The organism is uncultured Campylobacter sp. (assembly GCF_938045205.1).
Classification (GTDB): Bacteria; Campylobacterota; Campylobacteria; order Campylobacterales; family Campylobacteraceae; genus Campylobacter_B.
In genome coordinates, this window is the sequence record NZ_CALIMY010000096.1 from 1 (window position 1) to 2,339 (window position 2,339).

3 protein-coding genes are annotated in these 2,339 nt (G+C 46.5%); all 3 read right to left on the reverse strand.

Annotated features, from left to right (window positions below; translation table 11 throughout):
* Positions 1 to 455: hypothetical protein (locus Q0198_RS05270; RefSeq protein ID WP_297895856.1), on the reverse strand; the 455-nt coding region annotated here is incomplete at its 3' end.
* 45 nt (positions 456 to 500) lie between these two features.
* Complete coding sequence (locus tag Q0198_RS05275) at positions 501 to 869, reverse strand: hypothetical protein (RefSeq protein WP_297895858.1); 369 nt, start codon at positions 867 to 869, stop codon at positions 501 to 503.
* Positions 866 to 2,339: hypothetical protein (locus tag Q0198_RS05280; protein WP_297895859.1), on the reverse strand; the 1,474-nt coding region annotated here is incomplete at its 5' end. The genes Q0198_RS05275 and Q0198_RS05280, both read right to left, overlap by 4 nt.

Genomic DNA, 2,339 nt, shown 5'->3' on the forward strand with positions numbered 1-2,339 from the left:
TCCGAAAATAAAGGAAGTAGCTTAAAAGCAAGCTCGCCCTTTTTGATATAGGATAGATCCTCGTCCGTAAAGCTTATTTTATTGCCATTTACCTTATCTACTCGCAAGGCGTTCGTCGTGCCTGAAAAAGCGTAACATTCCCCCTCGGTCGGCATACCGCCGCTTAAGGAATTAAACTCTAATGCGTCTTTCCCCTCGCCGCTTACTTCGAATATTTTTATCTCGGTTCCTCCGACGCTTGCGCCTAGATACTCTATATTTCGCTTTTCATAGATGATCGTTACATGCGGATAAAGGGTGGTTGCAAGATCCAAAATTTTTGCATAGATCGTTACTTCGTCGGTTTTTGACGAGGGGGCCAAAATCGAAATCGCAGGATCCGGAAACGGGCGATCCCCCGTAGATACCGCCTGCGTGCATTCCTCGTTTTTATAAAAATTTATATTCGTTGCCATTAAATTGGGCCTCCTTTTTTATAAATTTGACTTTTCGCAAAATTTTTAAACCTCTTTGAATTTAAGCGTCAGATAAAAGAGCGGCTCTGCGCTTTTAAAAAGCGGCTCTGCGCTCACCGCAGCGTCCGTATAATCAAACCTTGCTCTGATTTGCCCCGTATCAGTTAGCAGCACAAGCTCGCTATCAGCAGAGCTTTCGGCTAGAGCGATCAGGGCGTCTATGCAGGCTTTGCTTTGCCATGCGATCTCATCACTGGAAAATACGAGGGCTCTGTTTTTGCGCTCCCTTAAAAATACTATCTCCGCTCCGCTTATAGCGGTCTCGCTTGCCGCTATAAGCGAATAATTCCTAAATTCGTCTTGTAAAAACAAAGGCTCGTCGAGTTTTACGTTTTCTACGGCTTTTAATCTCATACTCCGGCTCCTTTTAGATACCTTTGAAGCGCTGCTGCGGTGTCTTCGTCGGTTTGAGCTTTGTAGCTCGCTCCGCCTAAATTGAAGTTTAAATTTACATTTTTAGCAGCAGCGGCATTCGGCTTTATAAACTCGGCGGCATAACCCTCTATGTTTAGACCCTGCTTCGCTCTAGATAATAGATCCTCGGCAAGAGCGCGAAAATTCGTAAAATAATCGTTTCCTTTAATCTTAAAAAATCCCGGATATTGCGCACTCCATGACCTAACGGCGTCGAGCCCGTTTCTAAAAAGCCTTTTATCGATCATCGCATAGAATTTATCGGAGAGCCTATTGGCTAACCTCCTAACGTCTGCGGAGCTTATGCTCATATCTATTCTTTGCATAAACTCGCTGTTTTGGCGAGCTAATACAAGTCCACCGCTAGCGAAGTGGGCTAACTTCTCTTTTGGGATCGCTCTAGCGTTTAGCTTTGCAAAAAATTTAGCGCCGTAGTAGTCTACGGCTCTGACGTTTTGGATAAACTCACCCCTACTTAGCATCGCGGGCACGTCGTCTTTGCCAAAGGGATCATGCCCAGCGATCTTGCCGCTATACCTTTTAAAAAGCTCCACCGCTCCACCGCTAGCAAAAGCTGCGGCATTTGTGCCTTTTATCTTGCCTCCACCTATGGTTTTGACGTGGATCGTATGGACCGATGATGTGGGTCTTTTAAGAGCCTCAATCGTCTTTTGCGCCGCCTTGGCGTCCGGATCGATCGTATGGATGCTTGAGCTTGGAGCTTGCAGGCTCTTTTTCGCTTCCTGAGCCGCCGTGTCGTCCGCGGTTATTTTGATGCTAGCCCCTCCGTTCATTGCGTCTTTTAGCTCGGCGATTTTGGTTTTTACTTCCTCAAACCCCTCGGCGCTAAAATCTATCTTGCCCTCTGTAGCTCTTTGTTTTAGTGCAATTAGCTCGTTATAGAGCGCCTTTTCGCTCTGCAAGCTAGCCTCTACCGCCGCCTTTTCAGCAGCAATATTTGCCATCTTGGCGTCATGAGCGGCAAGATCGGCATTTTTTTGCATCTCGTTTGCGCTCAAATTTAACGCCAAAATTTCATTTACCGTATTTTTATAATCTGCCGCCCTATTGATAGTTTGCGCGTTTTTGCCGCTTCCTAAGCTCTTTTGCGCTCCTAGGCTATCGTTGATTTTCGCGGCTTGATCGGCATAGCGCTTGAAGCTTTCCAGATCTTTATTATTGAGCGCTTCTTTGGCTGCGCTAAGTGAGCGGGATAGAGCTAGGCGATCGTCGTTAAATTTTGCTTCCTCGCTCATCCCTGCCTGATTTGCCAGGCGGATTTTTTCTGCTGCGCTAAATTCCAAGTTCTCGCGGTTGCGTGCGTATTTTTCCTCTATACCCACTCGCTGCTGCGCCATCTTTTCTAGCTGCGAGTTGTAACTTTGCTCCTTTGCAAGCAGTGAGGCAATC